At 66.9% G+C, this 15209-nt stretch carries 16 protein-coding genes; 13 read left to right on the top strand and 3 right to left on the bottom strand.

Annotated features, from left to right (window positions below):
- Positions 1 to 6 precede the first annotated feature (6 nt).
- From M9917_RS18240 to M9917_RS18185, 12 genes are all read left to right on the top strand, one after another.
- Complete coding sequence (locus M9917_RS18240; protein WP_297256059.1) at positions 7 to 1488, top strand: NAD-dependent succinate-semialdehyde dehydrogenase; 1482 nt, start codon at positions 7 to 9, stop codon at positions 1486 to 1488.
- A gap of 17 nt (positions 1489 to 1505) precedes the next feature.
- Complete coding sequence (locus M9917_RS18235) at positions 1506 to 2399, top strand: NAD(P)-dependent oxidoreductase (protein ID WP_297256058.1); 894 nt, start codon at positions 1506 to 1508, stop codon at positions 2397 to 2399.
- 11 nt (positions 2400 to 2410) lie between these two features.
- Positions 2411 to 2782: a carboxymuconolactone decarboxylase family protein gene (locus M9917_RS18230; protein WP_297256057.1), complete on the top strand. Its 372-nt coding sequence runs from the start codon at positions 2411 to 2413 to the stop codon at positions 2780 to 2782.
- A 295-nt stretch (positions 2783 to 3077) separates the two neighbouring features.
- Complete coding sequence (locus M9917_RS18225; protein WP_297256056.1) at positions 3078 to 4271, top strand: ABC transporter substrate-binding protein; 1194 nt, start codon at positions 3078 to 3080, stop codon at positions 4269 to 4271.
- Between the two features lie 60 nt (positions 4272 to 4331).
- Positions 4332 to 5081 carry an ABC transporter ATP-binding protein gene (locus tag M9917_RS18220; RefSeq protein WP_297256055.1) on the top strand — a complete coding sequence of 250 codons (750 nt, stop codon included), beginning with the start codon at positions 4332 to 4334 and terminating at the stop codon, positions 5079 to 5081.
- A complete protein-coding gene (locus tag M9917_RS18215; protein ID WP_297256054.1) occupies positions 5078 to 5797 on the top strand; it encodes an ABC transporter ATP-binding protein in 720 nt (239 codons plus the stop codon). Before M9917_RS18220 ends, M9917_RS18215 begins: the two co-directional genes overlap by 4 nt.
- Before the next feature lie 3 nt (positions 5798 to 5800).
- Positions 5801 to 6736 carry a branched-chain amino acid ABC transporter permease gene (locus tag M9917_RS18210; protein ID WP_297256053.1) on the top strand — a complete coding sequence of 312 codons (936 nt, stop codon included), beginning with the start codon at positions 5801 to 5803 and terminating at the stop codon, positions 6734 to 6736.
- Positions 6736 to 7794 (top strand): branched-chain amino acid ABC transporter permease, encoded by a 1059-nt coding sequence (locus M9917_RS18205; RefSeq protein WP_297256052.1) that lies wholly within the window; start codon positions 6736 to 6738, stop codon positions 7792 to 7794. Before M9917_RS18210 ends, M9917_RS18205 begins: the two co-directional genes overlap by 1 nt.
- Positions 7791 to 9017, top strand: a complete 1227-nt coding sequence (locus M9917_RS18200) for a serine hydrolase domain-containing protein (RefSeq protein WP_297256050.1) — start codon at positions 7791 to 7793, stop codon at positions 9015 to 9017. Before M9917_RS18205 ends, M9917_RS18200 begins: the two co-directional genes overlap by 4 nt.
- A gap of 24 nt (positions 9018 to 9041) precedes the next feature.
- Positions 9042 to 9938: an SMP-30/gluconolactonase/LRE family protein gene (locus M9917_RS18195; protein WP_297256048.1), complete on the top strand. Its 897-nt coding sequence runs from the start codon at positions 9042 to 9044 to the stop codon at positions 9936 to 9938.
- Between the two features lie 123 nt (positions 9939 to 10061).
- Positions 10062 to 10856: a transporter substrate-binding domain-containing protein gene (locus tag M9917_RS18190; protein ID WP_297256046.1), complete on the top strand. Its 795-nt coding sequence runs from the start codon at positions 10062 to 10064 to the stop codon at positions 10854 to 10856.
- Positions 10857 to 10911: 55 nt separating this feature from the next.
- Positions 10912 to 11754 (top strand): amidohydrolase family protein, encoded by an 843-nt coding sequence (locus M9917_RS18185; RefSeq protein ID WP_297256044.1) that lies wholly within the window; start codon positions 10912 to 10914, stop codon positions 11752 to 11754.
- A 99-nt stretch (positions 11755 to 11853) separates the two neighbouring features.
- On the opposite strand, the gene M9917_RS18180 is transcribed toward M9917_RS18185, so the two are convergent.
- Genes M9917_RS18180 through M9917_RS18170 form a run of 3 tightly spaced genes read right to left on the bottom strand, consistent with a single transcriptional unit; the run spans position 11854 to position 14331 of the window.
- Positions 11854 to 12261, bottom strand: coding sequence for a VOC family protein (locus tag M9917_RS18180; protein WP_297256043.1), 408 nt, complete (start codon positions 12259 to 12261; stop codon positions 11854 to 11856).
- Positions 12262 to 12316: 55 nt separating this feature from the next.
- On the bottom strand, positions 12317 to 13330 hold the full coding sequence (locus tag M9917_RS18175; RefSeq protein WP_297256041.1) for a zinc-dependent alcohol dehydrogenase family protein: 1014 nt from the start codon (positions 13328 to 13330) through the stop codon (positions 12317 to 12319).
- On the bottom strand, positions 13327 to 14331 hold the full coding sequence (locus tag M9917_RS18170; RefSeq protein WP_297256039.1) for a GntR family transcriptional regulator: 1005 nt from the start codon (positions 14329 to 14331) through the stop codon (positions 13327 to 13329). Before M9917_RS18170 ends, M9917_RS18175 begins: the two co-directional genes overlap by 4 nt.
- Before the next feature lie 185 nt (positions 14332 to 14516).
- Here M9917_RS18170 and M9917_RS18165 point away from each other — a divergent pair, with 185 nt between their 5' ends.
- Entirely contained in the window at positions 14517 to 15206 is a 690-nt protein-coding gene (locus M9917_RS18165; RefSeq protein WP_297256037.1) for an amino acid ABC transporter permease, read from the top strand.
- Positions 15207 to 15209 lie beyond the last annotated feature (3 nt).

Here is a 15209-nt window from a genome sequence, read left to right as displayed (position 1 = left end):
GGTCAGATGCACGCGACCGCGACTGTGCTTCCGGAATTCGAGCGCGACAACCCGCCTGCCGGCGTGCCTCGGCAACTGTTGATCGGCGGCATCTGGCGGGACGCCGCGGAGATGTCCCGCTTCAAGGTCATCGACCCGGCGACGGGCGCTGCGGTCGCCGAGGTTGCCGACGCGTCGATAGAGGACGCCATCGCAGCCGTCGACGCTGCCGCGGCGGCGGCGGAGTGCTGGGCCGAAACCGCTCCGCGCAGGCGGGCGGAGCTGCTGATGTCGATATTCGAGGCGATCCTCGCGCAGCACGAGCGGCTCGCCCAGTTGATCTCGCTCGAGAACGGCAAGAGCATCGCGGATGCGCGCGGAGAGGTTTCCTATGCCGCCGAATTCTTCCGCTGGTATGCCGAGGAAGCCGTGCGGGCTCATGGCAGCCTGGGCCTTGCGCCGACGGGGGCCAACCGCCTGCTCGTCGACCACCGCCCGATCGGCATCAGCGTGCTGGTCACGCCCTGGAACTTTCCGGCCGCGATGGCGACGCGGAAGATCGCGCCCGCCCTCGCGGCAGGATGCACCTGCATCCTGAAGCCGGCGGCGGAAACGCCGCTGACGGCGCTGGCTCTCGCCGAGATCATGCGGCAGGCCGGGGTGCCGGCCGGGGTCGTCAACGTGGTCGCGACGACGCGCGCCGGACCGGTCGTCAGCGCGATGCTGCATGATCCGCGCGTGCGCAAGCTCTCCTTCACCGGGTCGACATCCGTCGGCCGGCTTCTGCTCAGGGAGGCCGCCGACCAGGTCATCAGCTGCTCGATGGAACTCGGCGGCAACGCAGCTTTCATCGTGTTCGACGACGCCGATCTCGACGCCGCCGTCGAGGGAGCGATGATCGCCAAGATGCGCAACGGCGGCGAGGCCTGCACCGCCGCAAACCGGTTTTTCGCTGAGCGCGGCATTCACGACGCCTTCGTCGACCGGCTGGCGGAGCGCATGGGCAGCCTGCGGGTCGGCCCCGGCCGCGACGAGGCGACCCAATGCGGCCCGCTGATCACGGTCGCGGCCGTGGAGAAGGTCGGGCGCCTGGTCGCGGACGCGGTCAGCGCCGGCGCGCGCGTGGTCACGCAGGCGGCCGCGCCCGCCTGGCCGTATTATTATCCGCCGACCGTCATGGCCGAAGTGCCGTCTTCGGCCGCGATCCTCAGGGAAGAGATCTTCGGCCCGGTCGCGGCCGTCGTGCCGTTCGACGGCGAGGACGAGGTCGTGGCGCTGGCGAACGATACCGAATACGGTCTGGTCGGCTACGTCTATACCGGCGATTTCAAGCGGGGGCTGCGGGTCGCGGGCCGCCTGGAAAGCGGGATGGTCGGGCTCAATCGCGGATTGGTTTCCGACCCCGCGGCTCCCTTCGGCGGCGTCAAGCAGAGCGGCCTGGGCCGCGAGGGCGGCTCGCATGGGCTGCTCGAATTCCTCGAGACGCAATACATCGCAGCCTCCTGGTGAGGCGAAAGGGGCGGCGGATGGCTCAAACATTTGGATTCGTCGGCCTCGGCCGCATGGGCAGCCGGATGGCGGGCCGCCTCGTCGCGGCCGGGCACGCGGTCGTGGGCTACGATCCCGCCGCGCCGGCCGGTCAGCATGGATTGCGCCGGGCCGGCAGCCTCGCGCAGCTTGGCGAGATGGCCGAGACGGTCCTGCTCAGCCTTCCCGACGCCGCGGTCGTCGACGATGTGCTGTTCGCTCCCGACGGCCTTTTGTCCGGGTCCTCGCGGGTCAGGACCGTGATCGATCTCTCGACGATCGGGCCGAAAGCCGCCACGGCGACGGCGGCCGCGCTCGCCCAGCGCGGCGTCGGCTGGGTCGAGGCGCCGGTCAGCGGCGGACCCAGGGGCGCCGAGGGCGGAACGCTTGCGGTGATGGTGTCCTGCACGGACGCGCTCTACGCCGAAGCCGAGCCGGTGCTCGCGCCGCTCGGGCGCATCTTTCGCACGGGAACCCGGCCGGGCCTCGCCCAGGCCGCGAAGCTTGCGAACAACATGCTGTCGACGACAGCCCTCGTCATCACCGCGGAAGCGATGACGATGGGCGTGAAGGCCGGGCTCGATCCCGCCATCCTTCTCGACATCATCAATGCCGGCAGCGGCCGCAACAGCGCGACGCAGGACAAGTTTCCGCGCGCGGTCGTGACGCGCGGCTTCGACTACGGCTTCGCGACCGCGCTCGCCTACAAGGACGCGCGCCTCTGCGTCGACGAGGCGGAGAATCTGGGCGTGCCGATGCTTCTGGGATCGCTGGTGCGCCAGATGATGGCCGCGACCAACGCGAAGTTCGGGCCGGCCTCCGATTTCACCGAGGTCGCGCGCATCTACGAGGAATGGGCGGGCGTCGAAATCGGCGCCGGGCCCTCGGCGTGAAGGAGACGATCATGGCGAGCGAAACCTACGAAGCGGGCATGAAGGTCAGGCGCGAGGTGCTCGGCGCCGAATACGTCGACAAGTCGATGGCGAGCGCCGACGATTTCAACCGCGCGATGCAGGATCTGTCGACCGAGTTCTGCTGGGGCGCCGTCTGGGCCCGCGAAGGCCTGTCCAGGAAGACCCGCAGCCTGTTGAACCTGGCGATGATCGCCGTCCTCAATCGGCCGCATGAACTGAGGCTGCATGTCAGGGGCGCCCTGCGCAACGGCGTCACCAAGGACGAGATCCGGGAGGTTTTCCTGCAGGTCGCCGTCTATGCCGGCGTGCCGGCGGCGATGGACGCCTTCCGCAACGCGCGCGAGGCCTTCGACCAGGCATGAGCCGGATCCGCCACCCGGCGGATCAATGATCGACTAACGCCGGCAATGTGCAAAAAATGCTTGGCGGGCCGGTATCACTAGGGTAAAGAAAAATACCGGTCTAAACCGGTTTCGGAATTGGTTCTCCTGACGTCCAGCCTGATCTGTCTCGATGCGGCGCCGCTCCGGCGCTGCATTGCCGGTCTGCGCGCCGGATGTGAAGCGCTTCACCCAAGGCGGCGACAAGACCGCACCTAAGAACGCAGGGCCCATGAGGCCAGCATCGGGAGGTTACAGCATGATGTTCAAAGCAGGAATGACCGCCGCTTCTGTCATGTTGCTGGCGCTGCAATGGTCAGGGCAGGCACAGGCGCAGGCGCAGGCGCCGATCCGCATCGGAATCCTCAACGATCAGTCCGGCATCGTCTCCGACGCGAACGGCAAGGGCTCGGTGATCGCCGCCCAGATGGCCGTCGACGATTTCGGCGGCAAGGTCCTGGGCCGGCCGATCGAGATCTCGGGGGCCGACCATCAGAACAAGGCGGATATCGGCGCCTCGATCGCTCGCCAATGGTACGATCAGGGCTTCGACCTCGTCGCGGATACGCCCAATTCCGCCGTCGCGCTCGCGGTGCAGGAAATTTCCAAGCAGAAGCAGAAGATGTTCATCAATGTCGGGGGCGTCGTCCACGATCTCTCCGGCAAGTTCTGCACGCCCTATTCGTTCCACTGGATGAACGACACGGCGGTCATGGCCTCGGTCCTGCCGAAGATGATGGTCAAGGACGGCGCCAAGAAATGGTATTTCATCGGTGCCAACTACACGTTCGGCCAGATCCTGAGGCGGGACGCGACGGAGGTCATCGACGCGGCCGGGGGCTCGGTCGTCGGCGGTGTCGAGCATCCGATCGAGGCGACCGATTTCTCCTCCTACATCATCGGCGCCAAGGCGTCGGGCGCCGACGTGATCGCGCTGGCCAATGCCGGCGAAAACACGGCGAACTCCCTGAAGCAGGCTAATGAATTCGGCATCGGCATCGGCGGCAAGCAGAAGATCGCGGCCCTGAACGCGGCCTTTCACGACATCGTCTCCATCGGCCTCGACACGGCCCAGGGCCTGACCCTGATGGAGCCCTACTACTGGGACCTGAACGACGAGACCCGGGCCTGGAGCAAGCGCTTCCAGGAAAAGAAGGGCATGCCGCCGAGCGTCAACCAGGCCTCCGTCTATGGCGCCATCATGCATTATCTCAAGGCGGTGCAGGCCGCCGGCAGCGTCGAGGCCTCGGCCGTCGCCGCCAAGATGAAGGAGCTGCCGGTCAACGACTTCATGATCAAGAACGGCGTCGTGCGCCCCAACGGCCGTCTCGTGCGTGACGTCTACGTCTTCCAGGTGAAGACGCCGGCCGAGTCGAAGTCGAAGTTCGACGTCTACAAGCTCGTCGCCACCATCAAGGGCGCCGATGCCTACAAGCCGCTGAACGAGGAAGGCTGCCCGCTGATCAAGTGAGGCGGATCACGCCCAAGCGGGCGCCGCGCGGCGGCACCCGCATCCGCCTTGAGGACAAACATGTCTGACGCAATCCTGGAAGCGCGGGGCCTGACGCGCGAATTCTCCGGCTTCATCGCCGTCAATTCGGTCGATCTGACGATCCACGAGGGCACGATCCACGCGCTGATCGGCCCCAACGGGGCGGGCAAGACGACCTGCTTCAACCTCTTGACCAAATCCATGCCGCCGACGCGCGGCACGATCCGCTTTCGCGACCGGGACATCACCGCGCTGGATGCGCCTGCCGTCGCAAGGCTCGGCATGGTCCGCTCCTTCCAGATCTCCTCGATCTTTCCAAAGCTGACGGCGCTGGAGAACGTGCGCCTGGCGCTGCAGCGGCGCAGAGGACGTTCCTTCGACATCTGGCGCTCCGAGACGGTGCTCGATCAATATGACGGCGACGCCATGGACCTGCTCGACGAGGTCGGCCTTAGCGATCACGCCGATGCGGAAGCAGCCCTGCTCTCCTATGGCCGCAAGCGGGCGCTCGAGATCGCGACCACCCTGGCGCTGGACCCGTCGATGCTGCTGCTCGACGAGCCGACGGCGGGCATGACCCAGGCGGATGTCGAGCGCATCGTCGGCCTGATCCGCCGCGTCCGGAAGGGCCGGACCATCCTGATGGTCGAGCACAATCTCTCGGTGGTCGAGGGGTTGTGCGACGAAATCACCGTCCTGACGCGGGGCCGGATCCTGGCGCAGGGCGACTATGCCGCCGTGTCGGCCAATCCCGATGTCATCGACGCCTATCTGGGAAGCCCGGAATGAACGCCGATCAACCAGGGCCGGCCATGCTCCAGCTCGACCGGGTCGAGGCCTGGTATGGCGAGAGCCATGTCCTGCACGGCATATCGCTGGAGGTGCGTGCCGGCGAGGTCGTCACGCTGCTCGGCCGCAACGGCGCGGGCAAGACGACGACGATGAAGAGCATCATGGGGCTGATCGACCAGCGCCGCGGCAGCATCCGCTTCGAGGGCGAGGAAACCGTCCATCTGCGCGCCGACAAGGTGGCGCAGCGCGGAATCGCCTTCTGCCCCGAGGAACGCGGAATCTTCGCGACCCTGTCCGTCACCGAGAACCTGATGCTGCCGCCGCGCATCGCCGCCGGCGGGCTCGATATCGATACGATCCACGCGATCTTCCCCAATCTGAAGGAGCGGGCGAACAGCCAGGGCACGCGGCTTTCCGGCGGCGAGCAGCAGATGCTCGCCATCGCCCGGATCCTGCGCACGGGGGCGCGGCTGCTGCTGCTGGACGAGCCGACCGAGGGGCTCGCGCCCGTGATCGTCCAGCAGATCGCGCGCCTGATCCAGACCATTCGCGAACGCGGCTTCACGATCCTGCTGGTCGAGCAGAACTTCCGTTTCGCGCAGAAGGTGGCCGACCGGCACTATGTCGTCGAGCACGGCCGCGTCGTCGACATGTTCGACAACGCGATGCTCGATCGCAATGTCGGCAAGCTGCACCATTATCTCGGAGTGTGAGCGATGACCGCCCTGGCGAGCGTGCCGCTCGAACTCATCCTCGGCCAACTGGTGCTCGGCATGATCAACGGCGCCTTCTACGCGCTGCTCTCGCTGGGCCTGGCCGTCATCTTCGGCATGATGAACATCATCAACTTCGCGCATGGCGCGTTCTTCATGCTCGGCGCCTTCGTGGCCTGGCTGATCGGCTTTCCCAACACCTGGCTGCCGATGATCTCGCCCGGCCTGTCGGTGCCGCCCTGGCTCGCCGTCAATTTCTGGGGCGCGCTGATCGTGGCGCCGCTGATCGTCGCAGCCTTCGCGCTGCTGCTCGAGCGCATCGTGATCAAGCGCATCTACGGTCTCGACCCGCATCTCGGCCTGCTGCTGACCTTCGGGATGGCGCTCGTGATCGAGGGCATCATGCGCAACGCCTTCGGCAGCACGGGCAATCCCTATCCCGTTCCGCCGCAGCTGCGCGGCGGCTTCGATGCCGGCATCCTGTTCATCCCGTATTATCGTCTGTTCGCGGTCGTCGCGGCCTTCGTCATCTGCCTCGGCACCTGGCTGGTCATCGAGAAGACGCCGATCGGCGCGCGGCTGCGGGCAGCCACCGAAAACCCGAAGCTGGTGCTGTCCTTCGGCGTCAACGTGCCCCGGATGATCGCGCTGACCTATGCCGGCGGCATCATGCTCGCGGCGGCGGCCGGGGTGCTCGCGGCGCCGATCTATTCGGTCAATCCGAGCATGGGCACCAATCTGGTCGTCATCGTCTTCGCCGTCGTCGTGATCGGCGGCATGGGCTCGATCATGGGCTCGATCGCCACCGGCTTCGGGCTGGGCATCGTCGAGGGACTGACCAAGGTCTTCTACCCGGCCGCTTCCTCGACGGTGATCTTCATCATCATGGTCGTGGTGCTGACGACACGCCCGAACGGCCTCTTCGGAAAGGCGCGCTGATGTCCGCAATCGAGATGTCCGGCACGGCCCTCGGCGCGCTGCGGAAACAGCGCAGCCGGAAGGGCTCATGGGCGTTGCGCATGGCGATCCTGACGGCCGTCGTCGCCGTGGCGCCGCTGCTGCTCTACCCGGTCTTCCTGATCAAGGTGCTGTGCTTCGCGCTCTTCGCCTGCGCCTTCAACCTGCTGGTCGGCTTCGCCGGGCTGATGAGCTTCGGCCACGCCGCCTTTTTCGGGATGGGCAGCTATATCTCGGCCTGGACCGCGAAGGAGTGGGGCCTGACGCCGGAGCTCGCGGTCCTGGCCGGCGGGCTCGTCGGCACCGCGATGGGCGCGGCCTTCGGCTGGGTGGCGATCCGCCGGCAGGGCATCTTCTTCGCGATGATCACGCTCGCCTTGGCGCAGATGGTCTATTTCTTCTGCCTGCAGGCGCCTTTCGCCGGCGGCGAGGACGGCATCCAGCACGTTCCGCGCGGCCGGCTCCTCGGGCTGATCCCGCTCGACAACGACCTCGCCATGTACGGGTTCTGCGCGGTCGTCTTCCTGCTCGGCTTCGCCGTCATCCACCGGGTCGTGCATTCGCCCTTCGGCCAGATCCTGAAGGGCATCCGCGAGAACGAGACGCGGACGGCATCGCTCGGCTACGACACCGCGCACTACAAGCTGATCGCCTTCATCGTTTCCGCGACGTTCTCGGCCATGGCGGGCGGCGTCAAGGCGCTGGCCTTCGGCATCGCGACCTTGACGGAAGTCCACGCGGCCACCTCGGGCCACGTCGTCCTGATGACCCTGGTCGGGGGCATGGGCACGATCTTCGGGCCCGTGGTCGGGGCCTTCGTGATGACGGCGATGGAGCAATATCTCGCCCGCTTCGGCTCCTGGGTGACCGTCATCCAGGGGCTGATCTTCATCTTCTGCGTCCTGGCCTTCCGCACCGGCATCGTCGGCGAGTTCAACCGCTGGCACGGGCTCTGGCGCGCCCGGCGCGATCCCGCGCCGGCCGGTGCTGCCCCCGCTCGAAAGAGCTCCCCCAGCCAGCATGCCGGAGATGCCTCATGACGGTCGCCACGCACTTTCACATGAACGGCGAGGAGACCCTCGGCCATGCGGGGCTGGAACGGGTCGAGCGGGTGGTCGAGACGCCGGCCGGGCCGGCGCGCATCCAGGGCTATGTCGATCCGCGCTTCGCCGGGGTCGTCGATGCCTATGCGCAGGGCTTCGCCAACGACGAGGAGATCGGCTCGTCGACGGCGGGATACCGGCATGGCCGGAAGATCTACGACCTCTGGGGCGGCCACGCCGACAAGGCCCGCACGATCGAATGGTCTGAGCACACGATCGTCAACACGATGTCGACGACCAAGGCCTTCTCCGCCACCTGCCTGATGATGCTGGTCGATCGCGGGCTCGTCGATCTCGATGCGCCGATCGCGCGGTACTGGCCGGAATTCGCGCAGGCGGGCAAGGCGAAGATCCCCGTCCGCTATATCCTCGATCATCGCGCCGGCCTCGCCCGCATCGACCGCCCGGCCCATCGCGGCGGGATCTTCGATACGCAGGCCATGGAGGAAGGCCTCGCCGCGCAGGCACCGAACTGGGAGCCGGGCAGCCAGGCCGGCTACCATGTCCTCACCATGGGCTTCCTCATCGGCGCGATCGTGCGGCGGGTGTCCGGCAAGACGCTCGGCACGTTCCTGCGCGACGAGATCGCCTTGCCGCTGAAGCTCGACTTCCATGTCGGCCTGCCGGTCGCGGATCACGCGCGCGCGGCCGAGTTCGTCAACGCCGAGCGCGGCACCATCTTCCAGAAAGCGGCGGCGGAGCCGGATTCCCTGATCGCCAAGGCGACGGCGCAATTGCCCGAGAGCAGCAACTCGCCCGCGTTCCGCTCCTGCGAGCACGGCTCCGGCAACGGCCACGGCACGGCCCGCGCCGTGGCCCGCTTCTATGCCTGCCTGGTTGCCGGGCGCAGGCTCGATGGCGTCACCCTGATGCGGCCGGACACGATCGCGACGATGACGACGCAGCAGCACCGCCTGACCGAGATCGTCAACAACCGCGATTACTGCCAGGCGCTGGGCATGCTGCGCAATTCGCCGGAATGGGCCTGGATGGGCCCGAACGAGAACGCTTTCGGCCATCACGGCGTCGGCGGCTCGATCGGGCTGGCCGATCCCGACACGGGGCTGAGCTTTTCCTATCTGATGAACAAGATGCACGAGCGCATCGACAACGGTCCTCGCGCGCGCCGCCTGATCGAGGCAAGCTTCGCTTCGCTGTAGCGCCATGTCGGAGGCGATGATCCCGTGAAGCGTGTCGTCGAGATCGAGCAATTCTGTTCCCTGGCCAACCTCGCCGGCGAGTGTCCCCTCTGGAACCCGGATGACGGGCATCTCTACTGGATCGACGCGCGGGGCCGGGCGATCTTCCGGCAGGCGCCCGGCGGAGCGCCGACACGCTGGGCCCTGCCGAAGCGCATCGGCTCCTTCGGCTTTCGCGCCGATGGCGGCATTCTCGCAGCGATGGAGGACGGCTTCTTTCGCCTCGATCTGCGCGCCCGGGACGGGGATGGGGCGTTCACGCGCCGCCTCATCGTCGAAGCGGAGCCGGATCTTCCGGATAACCGCATGAATGACGGGAAATGCGATCGTCGCGGGCGCTACTGGTGCGGCTCCCGCGGCGAGGATTCCGTCACGCCGCTCGGCTCGCTCTATCGGCTCGACGGGCGGGAATGCACGCGGATGGACGTGGGCTTCATCGTGCCCAACGGCATCGCCTTCAGCCCCGACGACCGCACGATGATGATGTCGGATTCGGAGTCCGACGTCCTCTTCGCCTATGATTTCGACTTGGAAGAGGGCGTGATCTCCAATCGGCGCCTGTTCTGCTCGACGGCGGACATGCCCTGCCGCGTCGATGGCGCCGCCTTCGACAGCGAGGGCGGCTATTGGTGCGCGATGATCTATGACGGCATGATCGTCCGCTTCGACCCGGTCGGCCGCATCGACCGCATCGTTCGCCTGCCCACGCGCTATCCGACGATGTGCTGTTTCGGCGGGCCCGATCTCGAGACGATGTATGTGACGACGGGCACGATCTTCCTGCAACCCGGCGAAGCGGAGCAACAGCCTCTGGCGGGCTGCGTGCTCGCCATTCACGGCCTCGGCGTCAGGGGGGTCGGCGAGCCGCGCTTCGCGGGATGACCTCGCCGCCCTATGAATGGCTGTTGCACGCATTGGGCATTTATGATCTAGATAGCCTCCAAGGTCGGAATAACCGATCGCCCGCGCCCGCAGGCGCCAGGGGAAATCAGGGAGATCGCCATCATGTCTCGCACGAACCTCATCGCGCGCTTTGCCGTCGCTGCTCTCGCCTGCCTTTTCATGGCCGCGCCGGCATCGGCGCAGCGGCTCGACGAGATCATCAAGCGCGGTAAATTGCTCGTCGGCATCGACATCAACTCGCCGCCTTACGGCTTCCAGGACGAGAAGCAGGAGGCGCAGGGGTCTGAGGTCGAGACCGCGCGGATGCTCGCCAAGGATCTCGGCGTCGAGCTCGAGATCGTGCCGACGACCGTGGCCAATCGCGTGCCCTATCTGACGACGAACCGGGTCGATGCGGTGATGGCGACCTTCGCGATCACGCCGGAGCGGGCGAAGTCGGTCTGGTTCACGACGCCCTATGGCACCACCGGTTCGATCATCATCGCGCCGAAGGGCACGACGATCCGCAACTATGCCGATCTCGACGGCAAGAAGATCGCGACCACGCGCGGCTCGGCCGCCGAGATCGCGCTCGGACAGAATGCGCCGAAGGGCGCGCAGATCGTGCGCCTCGACGACGATGCCGCGGCCAGCGCCGCGCTGATCACCGGCCAGGTCGACAGCCTGATCACCACGCCCGCCATCGCGCAGACGCTCTACAAGCGCTTTCCCGACCGCGGCTTCGAGGAGAAGTTCTCGGTGCTGAAGTTCTGGTACGGCGCCGGCGTGGCGCGCGGCCATACCGACCTGCTGCAGTGGCTGAACACCGCGCTGATGTTCAACATCCAGAACGGCAACATCTCGCGCATCAACGAGAAGTGGATGGGCGTGCCGCTGAACAACATTCCGACGCTCTGACAGGGACGAGCGCCTTGACCCGTCAGGCCCGGTCGCCCATGGGTCGAGCCGTCTCATGATCGACGCCCATCAGCACTTCTGGGCCACCGCGCGTGGCGACTATGGCTGGCTGACGCCGGAAGCGGGCGTGCTCTATCGCGATTTCGGGGCGGAGGATCTCTCCCCCCTGCTCGCCCGCCACGGCATCACCGGCACGATCCTGGTCCAGGCGGCGCAGACGGTCGCGGAGACACGCTACCTGCTCGACATCGCCGAGCGGGCGCCTTTCGTTCTCGGCGTCGTCGGCTGGGTCGACTTCACCGCGCCCGACGCAGCCCGGCAGATCGCGGAGCTGGCTGGGGAGCGGCTCCTCGTCGGCCTGCGGCCGATGGTGCAGGACCTCGATGACGACGACTGGCTGCTGCGCCGCGACATCGCGCCCGCCATCGCCGCCATGCAGGAGCACGGGCTGGTCTTCGACGCCCTGGTCTATCCGCGCCATCTGCCGCGGCTTTGCGCCTTTCTCGATCGCTATCCCGGCTTGCCCGTGGTTCTGGACCATGGCGGCAAACCGGAGATCCGCAACGCGGCGCTCGATCCCTGGCGGGCCGACATCGCGGCGATCGCGGCAAGGCCGCGCACCCTCTGCAAGGTCTCAGGGCTCGCGACGGAAGCCCGTGGCGACTGGAGCGCCAAGACGCTGCGCCCCTATGTCGATCATCTGCTGGCCGTATTCGGACCGGCGCGGCTGATGTGGGGCAGCGACTGGCCGGTGCTGACCAAGGCCGGCAGCTACGATTCCTGGCGCGAGGCGGCGCAAAACCTGCTCGGCGGCCTCAAGCCCGCCGAAAAGGCGGCGGTGTTCGGCGGGAACGCCGCGCGCTTCTATCTCGGGCCGCGCGGCCGGCGGCCCGGCTAAAGCATCGGACCGAAAAGTGGAATCCACTTTTCGGAAAAATCCGATGCTCGAACAATGAGATAGATCATCGTTATCGCGTCCGATAGGACGCGCGATGATCTAACCGGCCGGCGCCGGCTGGACCAGCTCGATGGCGTAGCCGTCCGGGTCCGCCAGGAAGGCGATGACCTTGCCCGAGGCGATGGTGAAGGGCTCCCGGGTGACCTGCCCGCCCGCGGCCGCGATGAGCCTGCAGGCCTCGCGGACATCGTCCATGCCGAGCGCGATATGGCCGAATGCGTCACCGGCCTCGTAAGCGGAGCGGCCGCGATAATCCGTCAGCTCCAGGACGGTGGTATTTTCCTCTGGGCCGTAGCCGATGAAGGCGTTGCGGCGGCCTTCGTCGGGCATGTCGCCGCGCCGCAGCACCCGCATGCCGAGGACATCGGTATAGAAGGCGATGCTGCGCTCGATATCGGCGACGTGAAGCATGGTGTGCAGGAAGCGCGCGCCGGCAATCATCGTCATTCTCTCCTGTGAGCGGTGGAGGCAGGGAGCCGGTCACGGCCGTCTCCCGAAAGCGTCAGAGCGTCAGGCAGACCTTGCCGAAATGGCCGCCTTGCTTGAAGGTCCGCAGCGCCTGCGGAACCTCGTCGAACGGCCTTACGCCATCGATGACGGGTTTAAGCCGATGCTGCGCGACGGCGCGGCCCATCGCCTCGAAGCTGTCGCGGTTGCCGACCCGGATGCCGCGCAGCCCGATGCCCTTGCGGCTGAGCTCGCCCAGGTCGAACGACGGCGTCGTCCCCGACAGGAAGCCGACGAAGCTGACATGCCCGCCATTGCGCAGGCAGACCAATGATTGCCCGAGCGTCTGCGTGCCGCCGACCTCGACGACGCAATCGACCGGCCCGGCCCGGGCGAGGATGGCCGCGCCCCAATCCGGCTCGGCCCGGTAATTGATGCCGAGATCGGCTCCGAGCGCGCGGGCCCGTTCGAGCTTGCCGTCGCTGCTGGAGATCAGCGTGACGCGCGCGCCGGCGAGCTTCGCGAATTGCAGCGCGAAGAGCGAGACGCCGCCCGTGCCCTGGACCAGCACATGATCCCCCGGCTTCAGCGCGGTCGCCACGAAAAGAGCATTCCAGGCGGAGACGCCGGCGCAGGGCAGCGCCGCGGCCTCGGCATCGGAAAGATGCGGCGGCACGGCGACCAGCTCGTCCTGGGGAAACACCGCCTCCTCGCGCGCGACGCCGTCGAGCGGTCCGCCCAGCGTCGGCAGGCTGTCGAGCAGCGGCAGCGGCCCGTGATGCCAGCCCTTGATGAAGGCGGGCATCACCCGGTCGCCGACCGAAAAACCGGTGACGCCGGCCCCGAGAGCCATGACCACGCCGCAGGCATCGGACAGCGGCACGAGCGGCAGCGGGATCCGGCGCACCCCCTCGACCACCTGGAGGTCGCGATAGTTGAGGGCGAGCGCCGTGATGCGGACGCGCACCTCGCCGGGGCCGGGATCGGCCGGCTCGCGATCGATCCAGCGCAGGTTGTCGAAGCCGAAGCCGTCGACGAGGGAAAGCGTGCGCACCATCGGACGGCTCAACTGACGTAACCGAGCGGCGGCGGGGTGAACACCCGCCGAAACTCCTCCAGCCGCGCGACGACCTTCGGACGGGACAGTTCGAGATGCGCGCGCAGCGCCTTGGCCACGCCCTTCTCCTTGCCGGCGAGCATGGCGTCGAAGATGTGCAGATGCTCTTCCATGAAGGGCTCATGCACCGGCACGTCCATTTCGACGCCGAGCACATGCTTGCTCAGCGTCAGCACGCAACGCGAGCGCAGCAGGGCGCCGAGCAGCTCCTTGTTGGGGCAGGCCTCGAGGCAGCGGACATGGAGATCGTATTCCAGCTCGTTCATCTGCGTGGCGGTGACGGCCGGATAGGCCTTCAGGCAATCGAGCAGCCGCTGGCGCATCGCCTCGACCTCGCCCCGGGGCAGGTGCGGGATCGCCTGGGCGAGCGCCGCCGGCTCCAGCAATTCGCGCAGCTCGTAGAGAAAGTTCAGCCTCTCCCGGTCGAGCGAGACGATGATCCAGCGCTGGCGCTCATCCTTCTCCAGCATGCCGAGGCTTTGCAGCCTGACCAGGACGTCATGAGCGACGGTGCGCCCGACATTGTAGTGGCGGGCGAGCTCGAGCTCGTTGACGCGGTAGCTGCCGAAAGCCGAGCGGTGAATGATCATCCGCTCGACCTCCTCATAGATCCCCTGCCAGGCGAAGGAGCGCTTCAGCATCTCCGGCGCTTCGTCGATATCGAGCATCCCGGCGGAAAGCTTGACCCGGCGAACGCCGGCCCTGTCGCCGCCGACACGGTAGCCGCGGCCCTCGAAGCGCTCGACGAGCCCGGCCCCCTGCAACTGCATCAGGGCCTGGCGCACCGGCGCCCGGCTCGATCCGAGGATCTCCGCGAGCGGGCCTTCGAGCAGGACGGTGCCGGCTGGCAGGGTGCCATTCTCGATCGAGCGGCGCAGGATGCGCTCGAAACGCAGATAGAGCGCCTCGCCGACCGCGCCGTCCTCGTCCCCGGAAGCAGAAGCGGACGACACCTTGGAATCTCCATAAATGGCTATTGCGGGCGAAAGCCAATCATGTTAGGCCTCGCCTGTCAACGAGAGAGCGCCCCGCTCAGAGGGCGTCAGAAAGAACCAGACTGAGGAAATCGCTTCGGAGGGCCAGGGCGAACGTCGTCTCGGCACGAGCTTCGTCGTCTTTATTTCAGGGTTCCTGCCCGATGAACTACACCTTCCAATTCGGCGAGGTCACGCGCTACTGGACCTGGCTGCTCAACGGCCTGCTGGTAACATTGGCGTTCACCTTCGTCGCCGCGTTCCTGAGCGTCGCCGTGGGGATATTGGGCGCGGTCGCGCGCCGGTCCCGGTTCGCATGGGTGCGCGCGGTCGCGCGCCTCTATGTCGAAATCATGCGCAATACACCGTTCCTGGTCCAACTCTTCATCCTGTTCTTCGGCCTGCCCAGTCTCGGCATTCGTCTCAACGCCTATGTAGCGGCATTGATCGGACTCGTCCTCTACAATGGCGCGTTCATGACGGAAATCATCAGGGCCGGCCTCGGGGCGGTGCACCGAAGCCAGGTCGAGGCCGGCCTGTCGATCGGGATGTCGCGGCTGCAGGTCTTCCGCCACGTCGTCCTCGTGCCGGCCCTGCAGAAGGTCTACCCGGCGCTGTCGAGCCAGTTCATCCTGCTGATGCTGAGCACGAGCGTGATTTCGGCGATCGGCGTCGACGAGCTGACCTCATTCGCCGGCCATATCCAGACGCTCAATTTCCGCAGCATCGAGGTCTATCTCGTCTCGATCGTGATCTATTTCATCATGACGCTCCTGCTGCGGGCGGGCGCACGCAGCCTCGGCTACGTGCTGTTCCCCTATCGGCGCGGCGCGGCAGCCGGCGCGGGGGTCTGAGGC

The sequence above is a fragment of the Bosea sp. (in: a-proteobacteria) genome, from assembly GCF_023953965.1.
GTDB lineage: Bacteria > Pseudomonadota > Alphaproteobacteria > Rhizobiales > Beijerinckiaceae > Allobosea.
Note: the sequence above shows the minus strand (reverse complement) of the source record. Positions and strands in the feature narration are given on the sequence as shown.

Coding starts and splice junctions, on each gene's coding strand:
- M9917_RS18240 (WP_297256059.1), top strand. CDS start 7: ATGCACGCGACCGCGACTGTGCTTCCGGAATTCGAGCGCGACAACCCG.
- M9917_RS18235 (WP_297256058.1), top strand. CDS start 1,506: ATGGCTCAAACATTTGGATTCGTCGGCCTCGGCCGCATGGGCAGCCGG.
- M9917_RS18230 (WP_297256057.1), top strand. CDS start 2,411: ATGGCGAGCGAAACCTACGAAGCGGGCATGAAGGTCAGGCGCGAGGTG.
- M9917_RS18225 (WP_297256056.1), top strand. CDS start 3,078: ATGACCGCCGCTTCTGTCATGTTGCTGGCGCTGCAATGGTCAGGGCAG.
- M9917_RS18220 (WP_297256055.1), top strand. CDS start 4,332: ATGTCTGACGCAATCCTGGAAGCGCGGGGCCTGACGCGCGAATTCTCC.
- M9917_RS18215 (WP_297256054.1), top strand. CDS start 5,078: ATGAACGCCGATCAACCAGGGCCGGCCATGCTCCAGCTCGACCGGGTC.
- M9917_RS18210 (WP_297256053.1), top strand. CDS start 5,801: ATGACCGCCCTGGCGAGCGTGCCGCTCGAACTCATCCTCGGCCAACTG.
- M9917_RS18205 (WP_297256052.1), top strand. CDS start 6,736: ATGTCCGCAATCGAGATGTCCGGCACGGCCCTCGGCGCGCTGCGGAAA.
- M9917_RS18200 (WP_297256050.1), top strand. CDS start 7,791: ATGACGGTCGCCACGCACTTTCACATGAACGGCGAGGAGACCCTCGGC.
- M9917_RS18190 (WP_297256046.1), top strand. CDS start 10,062: ATGTCTCGCACGAACCTCATCGCGCGCTTTGCCGTCGCTGCTCTCGCC.
- M9917_RS18185 (WP_297256044.1), top strand. CDS start 10,912: ATGATCGACGCCCATCAGCACTTCTGGGCCACCGCGCGTGGCGACTAT.
- M9917_RS18180 (WP_297256043.1), bottom strand. CDS start 12,261: ATGACGATGATTGCCGGCGCGCGCTTCCTGCACACCATGCTTCACGTC.
- M9917_RS18165 (WP_297256037.1), top strand. CDS start 14,517: ATGAACTACACCTTCCAATTCGGCGAGGTCACGCGCTACTGGACCTGG.